General features: G+C 71.4%; 7 protein-coding genes. All 7 read left to right on the forward strand.

Going from position 1 to position 8,570, the window contains the following annotated elements:
* Positions 1 to 84 precede the first annotated feature (84 nt).
* The 7 genes from TR50_RS13205 to TR50_RS13235 all read left to right on the forward strand — a co-directional run bounded on the left by TR50_RS13205 (position 85) and on the right by TR50_RS13235 (position 8,467).
* Positions 85 to 1,371: an extracellular solute-binding protein gene (locus TR50_RS13205; protein ID WP_042419870.1), complete on the forward strand. Its 1,287-nt coding sequence runs from the start codon at positions 85 to 87 to the stop codon at positions 1,369 to 1,371.
* A 94-nt stretch (positions 1,372 to 1,465) separates the two neighbouring features.
* Positions 1,466 to 2,473 (forward strand): carbohydrate ABC transporter permease, encoded by a 1,008-nt coding sequence (locus tag TR50_RS13210; RefSeq protein WP_042419873.1) that lies wholly within the window; start codon positions 1,466 to 1,468, stop codon positions 2,471 to 2,473.
* The gene (locus tag TR50_RS13215) at positions 2,470 to 3,324 is read left to right on the forward strand and encodes a sugar ABC transporter permease (RefSeq protein WP_042419876.1); all 855 of its coding nucleotides are present in this window, start codon (positions 2,470 to 2,472) and stop codon (positions 3,322 to 3,324) included. The genes TR50_RS13210 and TR50_RS13215 overlap by 4 nt, the downstream gene beginning before the upstream one ends.
* Before the next feature lie 77 nt (positions 3,325 to 3,401).
* Entirely contained in the window at positions 3,402 to 5,117 is a 1,716-nt protein-coding gene (locus TR50_RS13220) for a glycoside hydrolase family 13 protein (protein ID WP_042419879.1), read from the forward strand.
* Between the two features lies 1 nt (position 5,118).
* Positions 5,119 to 6,222 (forward strand): LacI family DNA-binding transcriptional regulator, encoded by a 1,104-nt coding sequence (locus TR50_RS13225; protein ID WP_084700185.1) that lies wholly within the window; start codon positions 5,119 to 5,121, stop codon positions 6,220 to 6,222.
* On the forward strand, positions 6,222 to 7,439 hold the full coding sequence (locus tag TR50_RS13230; RefSeq protein ID WP_063775057.1) for an MFS transporter: 1,218 nt from the start codon (positions 6,222 to 6,224) through the stop codon (positions 7,437 to 7,439). The genes TR50_RS13225 and TR50_RS13230 overlap by 1 nt, the downstream gene beginning before the upstream one ends.
* An 11-nt stretch (positions 7,440 to 7,450) precedes the next feature.
* Positions 7,451 to 8,467: a LacI family DNA-binding transcriptional regulator gene (locus TR50_RS13235; protein ID WP_084700187.1), complete on the forward strand. Its 1,017-nt coding sequence runs from the start codon at positions 7,451 to 7,453 to the stop codon at positions 8,465 to 8,467.
* Positions 8,468 to 8,570 lie beyond the last annotated feature (103 nt).

The raw sequence follows: 8,570 nt of genomic DNA on the forward strand, positions 1-8,570 counted from the left end.
CAGTGCGCTCACACCGCTGTTACGTTCCTCCCCAAGCCCAGCGGCAGTGCGGCTCTGGGCATCCCACCCCTGAAGGAGTGCACGATGCGTCGTGGCATTGCGGCGGCCGTTCTGGCGACGGCGATAGCGGTTTCTGCAAGCGCTTGCGGTTCCTCCGGCGGGACCGCCTCCGGCAGCTCTGCCAGCGGCCCGGTCACCATCACCTGGTGGGACACCTCGGACGCCACGAACGAGGCCCCGACCTACAAGGACCTGGTCGCCCAGTTCGAGCAGGCCAACCCGAGCATCAAGGTCAACTACGTCAGCGTGCCCTTCGCCGACGCGCAGACCAAGTTCACCACCGCGGCCACGGCCGGTAAGGGTGCTCCGGACGTCCTGCGCTCCGACGTCGGCTGGGTGGCCGGCTTCGCCCAGGCCGGTCTGCTGGCCCCGCTCGACGGCACCCCGGCCGCCGCGCAGAAGTCCTCCTTCGAGCCGCAGCTGATCCAGCAGGCCACCTACCAGGGCAAGCTGTACGGCATGCCCGAGGTGACCGACACCCTGGCGCTGATGTACAACAAGTCGCTCTTCACCAAGGCCGGCATCACCGCCGCCCCGAAGACCTGGGACGAGCTGAAGGCCGACTCGGCCCTGGTCAAGCAGAAGGACGGCGTCGACGGCTTCGCCTTCAACCCGGCGTCGTACTACGCCATGCCGTTCCTGTACGGCGAGGGCACCGACATGGTGGACGTGGCGAACAAGAAGCTGGAGTTCAACTCCGCCGCCGCGATCAAGGGCATGAACACCCTCAAGGACCTGGTCTCCGCCCCGGGCGTGTCCAAGCTGGACACCACGCCCAACGGCTACGCCAACATCATGGACGCCTTCGAGAGCGGCAAGGTCGCCTCGATCATCCAGGGTCCGTGGGAGACCACCAACGTCTTCAAGGGCACCGCCTTCTCCGACAAGACCAACCTGGGCATCGCCGTGGTCCCGGCCGGCTCCGCCGGCAAGGCCGGGGCGCCGATCGGCGGTCACAACCTGGTCGCCTACGCGGGCTCCGACGCCGCGCACCAGGCCGCGTCCGAGAAGTTCATCGCGTTCATGACCTCGGCCCAGTCGCAGATCGAGATCGCGACCAAGAACTCGACGCTGCCGACCCGTTCGGACGCGTACACCGCCGCCGTCACCGCCAACCCGGGCATCGCCGGCTTCCAGGCCGTGCTGTCCGGGGGCGTGCCGCGCCCGGCCGTGGCCCACTACAGCGACCTGTACACGCCGTTCGGCACCGAGCTGACCAAGATGCTCACCGGCCAGGAGAGCGTCCAGCAGGGCATGAGCAACACCACGGTCCAGGCCCAGAAGCTGCTGCCGGGCTACGCCGCGCAGTGATCCCGTGCCGGTCGGCTGCCTCCTTGAGGGTGGAGGCGGCCGACCGGCATCCCGCTTCGTACTCCCCACAGAGTCTCCCCGAAGAGGTGTCAGCATGACCGTGGCCGCGTCGGCGGAAGCCGCCACGCCACGCCGGACCGAGGAGGAGCCGCCCCAGCAGGCCGGCCCGTTCCGTCGCCTCCGGCGTTCCTACGACCAGTTCTGGTACGCCTGGGCGATGTGCGCCCCGGTCGCGGTGATCCTCGGCGTGCTGGTCGGCTATCCGCTGGTGCTCGGGATCATGTACACCTTCACCGACGCCACCAGCCTCAACGTGGGCCACACCATCGGGGTGAACCACATCCCCGACACCTTCAGCTGGGTCGGGCTGAAGCAGTACGTCGACATCCTCTCCGGGCCCGACAACCAGTTCTGGCCGCACTTCTGGTGGACCATCATCTGGACCGTCAGCTGTGTCGCGATCACGGTCTCGCTGGGCCTGGGCCTCGCGGTCCTGCTCAACCGGCAAGTGCGCGGCCGGACCCTCTACCGGGTGCTGCTGGTGCTGCCCTGGGCGGTGCCGACCTTCGTCACCATCTTCTCCTGGCGGCTGCTGCTCTCCGACGGCGGCGCGGTCAACCACCTCCTGGGCTCCCTGGGCCTCGGCCAACCCGAGTGGCTGAGCGACCCGTTCTGGCAGAAGATCGCCGCGATCACGGTGAACGTCTGGGTCGGCGTGCCGTTCATGATGCTCTCCATGCTCGGCGGCCTCCAGGCCATCCCGGGCGAGCTGTACGAGGCCGCCGAGATGGACGGGGCGAGCCCGTGGCAGCGGTTCCGCAACGTCACGCTGCCGGGCCTGCGCCCGGTCAGCAGCACGCTGATCCTGCTGGGCGTGATCTGGACCTTCAACCAGTTCAACGTCATCTTCCTGCTGTTCGGCTCCACCAACAGCGACAGCGTGCAGATCCTGGTCACCTACTCGTACAAGCTCTTCTTCGGCCAGAACCCGATGGACTACGCCGGCGCCGCGACGGTCGGCGTGCTGTGCCTGTCCATCCTCATCGTCTTCACCGAGTTCTACCGGCGCTGGATCCGGCGTATGCAGGGAGAGCAGGCATGAGCACCAAGAACAACCGCGGCCGCGGCCAGCGTGGCCCGCTCGCCTCCGTCGGACTGCACTCCGTGCTGGCCGTCGCGGCCTTCGTCGCCGCCTTCCCGGTCGCCTGGGTCGCCTACGTCTCGCTCGGGGCGGGGGAGTTCGACTACCAGCACCCGAGCCGGATCGCGGCCCACCCCTCGCTGGCCAACTACGGCCACGTGCTGAACCACACCGACTTCTTCACCTGGCTCGGCAACTCCACGATCATCGCCGTGGGCACGACCGTCGTCGGCGTCCTGGTCGCCGCCAGCGCCGGCTACGCCGTCTCCCGGATCAGGTTCCTGGGCCGCGGCAGCCTGATGTACAGCTTCCTGCTGACCCAGATGTTCCCGGTCTCGGTGCTGATGGTGCCGCTGTACAAGATCCTGGCCAACACCAAGCTGCTGGACAGCTACGCCGGCCTCGTCCTGGTCTACTGCACCACCGCCGTGCCGTACTGCGCCTGGCTGCTCAAGGGCTACTTCGACACCATCCCGGTGGAGATCGACGAGGCGGGCCGGATCGACGGGCTGAGCCCGTTCGGCACCTTCTGGCGGCTGATCATCCCGCTCGCCCGGCCGGGCCTCGCCGTGGCGGCCTTCTACACCTTCCTCACCGCGTGGGGCGAGGTCGCCTTCGCCTCGTTCTTCCTGCTCTCGTCGAACCACTACACGCTGGCGGTCGGCCTGCAGACCTTCGTCAGCCAGTACAACTCGCAGTGGAACTACCTGGCCGCGACCGGCGTGCTGATCGCCATCCCGGCGGCCGCCTTCTTCTACCTGGTCCACAAGAACCTGGTGACCGGCCTCACCGCCGGCGGGACCAAGGGCTGATCGAGCCGACTCCCCGGCTCCGCCCATAATCTGACCGCCAGTCACTTCTCCCGCAGCTCTCGCACCCAAGGGAAACCATGACCCAGCATCTCGTCGTTCCGGCCCAGTCCGCCCGCAGTGGTGGAGGCGAGCCCGCGCCGCAGAGAACCGGTTGGTGGCGTGACGCGGTGATCTACCAGGTCTACCCGCGCAGCTTCGCCGACGCGAACGGCGACGGGATGGGCGACCTCGCGGGAGTCCGCTCGCGCCTGCCCTACCTGCGCGACCTCGGAGTGGACGCGGTCTGGCTCTCGCCGTTCTACGCCTCCCCGCAGGCCGACGCCGGCTACGACGTCGCCGACTACCGCCGGGTCGACCCGATGTTCGGCGACCTCGCCGACGCCGCGGGGCTGATCGAGGACGCGCACGCGCTGGGCCTGCGGGTCATCTTCGACCTGGTGCCCAACCACTGCTCGGACCAGCACGAGTGGTTCCAGCAGGCGCTGCGCGAGGGCCCCGGCTCGGCGCTGCGCAAGCGGTTCCACTTCCGCGCCGGCAAGGGCGAGCACGGCGAACTGCCGCCCAACGACTGGGAGTCCATCTTCGGCGGCCCGGCCTGGACGCGGATCACCGAGCCCGACGGCACGCCGGGCGAGTGGTACCTGCACCTGTTCGCGCCCGAGCAGCCGGACTTCGACTGGGAGCACCCGGCCGTCGCCGACGAGTTCCGTTCCATCCTGCGCTTCTGGCTGGACCTGGGCGTCGACGGCTTCCGCATCGACGTCGCCCATGGCCTGGTCAAGGCCAAGGGCCTGCCCGACCTCGGCGTGCACGACCAGCTGAAGCTGCTCGGCAACGACACCATGCCCTTCTTCGACCAGGACGGCGTCCACGAGATCTACCGCTCCTGGCGGCCGATCCTGGACGAGTACCCCGGGGAGCGCATCTTCGTCGCCGAGGCGTGGACCCCGACGGTGGACCGCACCGCCAACTACGTCCGCTCCGACGAGCTGCACCAGGCGTTCAACTTCCAGTACCTGGCCACCCCGTGGGCCGCCGAGAAGCTGCGCGAGGTGGTCGACCTGACGCTGGAGGCGATGCGCCCCGTCGGCGCGCCCGCCACCTGGGTGCTGTCCAACCACGACGTGACGCGGCACGCCACCCGCTTCGCCAACCCGCCGACCGACGCCACCCAGATCCGCACCGCCGGCGACCGCGAGCTCGGCCTGCGCCGCGCCCGCGCCGCCACCGTGCTCATGCTGGCCCTGCCCGGCTCCGCCTACGTCTACCAGGGCGAGGAGCTGGGCCTGCCGGACGTCACCGACCTGCCCGACGAGGTGCGTCAGGACCCGTCCTTCCACCGCGCCAGCGGCCAGGACGGCTTCCGTGACGGCTGCCGCGTGCCGATCCCGTGGTCCGGCGCCGAGGCGCCGTACGGTTTCGGCCCCGCCGCGGGCGGCCCTAGCTGGCTGCCGCAGCCGGCCGAGTGGGCCGAACTCAGCGTCGAGGTGCAGTCCGGCGACCCGACCTCGACGCTGGAGCTGTACCGCTCCGCGCTGGCGATCCGGGCCGCGCACCCGGCGCTGGGCGCGGGTGACGGCGTCGAGTGGCTGGACGCTCCCGCCGGGGCGCTGGCCTTCCGCCGGGCCCACGCGGACGGTGCCTTCGTCTGCGTGGCCAACACCGGTTCCTCGCCCGTCCGACTGCCGCTGCCCGTGCCTGGTCGGCTGCTGCTCACCTCGGGCGAGGAGCCGGTCCGGGCGGGCGAGGAGACGGTGGTCCCGGCCGACACGACCGTCTGGTGGTCCGTCTGAGATGACTCCTCCCTCAGCGGGCGGCCCGTCCCAGGGGTCCGTGTCCCAGGGGCTCGCGCCGCAGCAGCCGCAGCAGCCGCCGGCCCGGCTGGCGGACATCGCCGTCCAGGCCGGCGTCAGCGAGGCCACCGTCTCGCGCGTGCTCAACGGCAAGGCGGGCGTCTCCGGGACCACCCGGCAGACCGTGCTGGCCGCCCTGGACGTGCTCGGCTACGACCGGCCGGTCAAGCTGCGGCAGCGCAGCGCCGGCCTGATCGGGCTGATCATCCCGGAGCTCAGCAACCCCATCTTCCCGGCCCTCGCCCAGGTCATCGAGCAGGTGCTGACCCGGCACGGCTACACGCCGGTGCTGTGCACGCAGACGCCCGGCGGCTCGACCGAGGACGAGCTCGTCGAGCTGCTGGTCGAACGCGGCGTCACCGGCATCGTCTTCGTCTCCGGCCTGCACGCCGACACCAGCGCCGACCACGAGCGCTACGCCCGGCTCGCCGGGCGCGGCGTGCCGTTCGTGCTGATCGACGGGTTCAGCGAGCGCATCGACGCCTCCTTCGTCTCGCCCGACGACCGCGCAGCGATGTGGATGGCGATCCGGCACCTCGCCGAACTCGGCCACGAGAAGGTCGGCTTGGCCGTGGGCCCGACCCGCTTCGTGCCGGTGGAACGGAAGCTGAGCGGCTTCACCGAGGCCGCGCAGGAGCTGCTCGGCCTCTCGGAGGAGGCCGCGAAGGATCTGGTGCAGCACTCGCTGTTCACCGTCGAGGGCGGACACGCCGCCGGGGCACGGCTGTTGGACAAGGGCTGCACCGCGATCGTGTGCGGCAGCGACCTGATGGCCTTCGGCGTCATCCGGGCGGCCCGGCAGCGCGGGCTGGAGGTCCCCAGCGACGTCTCCGTGGTCGGCTTCGACGACTCGCCGCTGATCGCCTTCGCCGACCCGCCGTTGACCACCATCCGCAAGCCCGTGGAGGCCATGGGCCAGGCAGCGGTCGACGCGCTGCTGGAGGAGATCAGCGGAACGCCCGCGCACCGCGCGGAGTTCGTCTTCCAGCCCGAGCTGGTGGTGCGCGGCTCGACGGGGGCCGGGCCCTCGTCCGGCGGCCGTTGATGTCCTACCGCGCGTTGTTCGCGCCACGCGGCGCGGTCGGCTTCACGCTGGCCGTGCTCGTGGCGCGGTTCCCCTCGGGGATGTTCTCGCTGGCCGCCACCCTGCTGGTCACCTCGCTGCACGGCGACTACAGCCTGGCGGGTCTGGGCGGCGCGGCGTCCCTGGTCACCGTCGCCCTCGCCGGGCCCTGGCAGGCCCGGCTGGTCGACCGCCACGGCCAGTCCCGCGTCGCCGTCCCGGCGGTGCTGCTGGCCACGCTGGGCGGCCTGGGCGTGCTCGCGTCGCTGGAGCTGCACGCGCCGACCTGGGTCTACCTGCTCGCCTGCGCGGTCAGCGGCCTCGGCCCCAACACCGGCTCGCTGGCCCGCGCCCGCTGGGCGTTCCTGCACCGCGGCGACGAGGCGGTGCTGCACACCGCCTACGCGTACGAGGGCGTCGTCGACGAGCTCTGCTTCGTCCTCGGCCCGCTGGCTGCGACGGCGCTCGCGACGGGCGTCTCACCCCTGGCCGGCTATCTGACGGCCGCTCTGGTCTCGCTGGTGGGCGTCCTCGCCCTGGCCACCCGGCGCCGCACCGAACCGCCCCCGTCGGGGCACGCCGCCGCGGCCTCGGGGCGGGGCGCGCTGCGCTCACCGGGCGTTCCCGCACTCGTGCTGATGCTGACGGCGACCGGCGCGGTCTTCGGCACCATGGAGATCACCACCATCGGCTTCGCCCAGGCTCACGGCCACAAGGCCGCGGCGGGCGCGGTCCTGGCCTGCTACGCGCTCGGCTCGGGCCTCTCCGGCGTCCTGCTGGGCCTGTGGAAGCCGCGCGGCCGGGCGGTGGTCCGGCTGCGCTGGGCGCTGGCCGCGATGGCGGCGACGCTGGCCCCGCTGCCGCTGGGTCGCGGGCTGTGGCAGGTCGCGGCGATGCTGCTGGTCGCGGGCTTCGCGACCGCTCCGACCATGTCCACCAGCATGGGCCTGGTCGCCGAACTCGTCCCCGCCGAGCGCCTCACGGAGGGCTTCACCTGGACCACGACCGGCCTGCTGGTCGGCATCTCCGGCGGCACCGCGGCGGGCGGCTGGCTGGTCGACCACGCCCCCGCCGGAACCGGCTACCACGTCCCTGCGGTGGCCGCGCTCGTCGCACTGGCGCTCTCGGTCCGTCTCCCAGGCCCTTCCGTCTCCTCCGCCCTGCACGAAACGGCAGGCGAACGGTTGTCCGTGCAATAGGCTTCGGTGCCGTGAACACAGCGCGGTTGGCGGACATCGCGGCACAGGCGGGGGTCAGTGAGGCCACCGTCTCCCGTGTGCTGAACGGAAAGCCCGGAGTTGCGGCGGCGACCCGGCAGTCGGTGCTGGCCGCCCTCGACGTGCTCGGCTACGAGCGACCCACGCGCCTGCGGCAGCGCAGCGCCGGCCTGATCGGGCTGATCACCCCGGAGCTCAGCAACCCCATCTTCCCCGCCCTCGCGCAGGTCATCGAGCAGGTGCTGACCCGCTACGGCTACACGCCCGTGCTGTGCACGCAGACCCCCGGCGGCTCGACGGAGGACGAGCTGGTCGAGATGCTCGTCGAGCGCGGCGTCACCGGCATCGTCTTCGTCTCCGGCCTGCACGCCGACACCACGGCCGACACGGCCCGCTACGACAAGCTCCAGGGCCAGGGCGTCCCGTTCGTGATGATCAACGGCTACAGCGAGAAGGTCTACGCGCCGTTCATCAGCCCCGACGACCGCGCCGCGATGTGGATGGCGGTCCGGCACCTGGCCGGGCTCGGCCACGAGCGGATCGGCCTGGCCGTGGGCCCCTCCCGCTTCGTGCCGGTGCTCCGCAAGGAGGAGGGCTTCGTCGCCGCGATGGGCGAGGTCTTCGGCCTCTCGCAGGAGCAGAGCCGGGATCTGATCCAGCACTCCCTCTTCACCGTCGAGGGCGGCCAGGCCGCGGCGAACGTCCTGCTGGACAAGGGCTGCACGGCGATCGTGTGCGGCAGCGACCTGATGGCCTTCGGGGCGATCCGCGGGGCGCGTGCGCGCGGCCTGTCCGTCCCGAAGGACATCTCCGTGGTGGGCTTCGACGACTCCCCGCTCATCGCCTTCGCGGACCCGCCGCTCACCACCATCCGCCAGCCCGTCGAGGCGATGGGCGCGGCCGCGGTCAACGTCCTCCTGGAGGAGATCGGCGGCAACCCGGCCCAGCGGGGCGAGTTCGTCTTCCAGCCCGAGCTCGTCGTCCGCGGCTCGACGGGCGCGCGCCCGTAGCCCCGCAAGGGCCTGTAGTCCCGCAAGGGGTGGCAGCGGTCCGTGTCGCGCGGCAACCGGCAGACGTCCAGGGGCGCGGGGCTCCACTCACTGCGAGTGGAGC

The sequence above is a fragment of the Streptacidiphilus anmyonensis genome, from assembly GCF_000787855.1.
Lineage (GTDB): Bacteria > Actinomycetota > Actinomycetes > Streptomycetales > Streptomycetaceae > Streptacidiphilus > Streptacidiphilus anmyonensis.

What these genes read in the sequence shown, in the direction of transcription:
- TR50_RS13205 (WP_042419870.1), top strand. Translation starts at nt 85, where the DNA reads ATGCGTCGTGGCATTGCGGCGGCCGTTCTGGCGACGGCGATAGCGGTT.
- TR50_RS13210 (WP_042419873.1), top strand. Translation starts at nt 1,466, where the DNA reads ATGACCGTGGCCGCGTCGGCGGAAGCCGCCACGCCACGCCGGACCGAG.
- TR50_RS13215 (WP_042419876.1), top strand. Translation starts at nt 2,470, where the DNA reads ATGAGCACCAAGAACAACCGCGGCCGCGGCCAGCGTGGCCCGCTCGCC.
- TR50_RS13220 (WP_042419879.1), top strand. Translation starts at nt 3,402, where the DNA reads ATGACCCAGCATCTCGTCGTTCCGGCCCAGTCCGCCCGCAGTGGTGGA.
- TR50_RS13225 (WP_084700185.1), top strand. Translation starts at nt 5,119, where the DNA reads ATGACTCCTCCCTCAGCGGGCGGCCCGTCCCAGGGGTCCGTGTCCCAG.
- TR50_RS13230 (WP_063775057.1), top strand. Translation starts at nt 6,222, where the DNA reads ATGTCCTACCGCGCGTTGTTCGCGCCACGCGGCGCGGTCGGCTTCACG.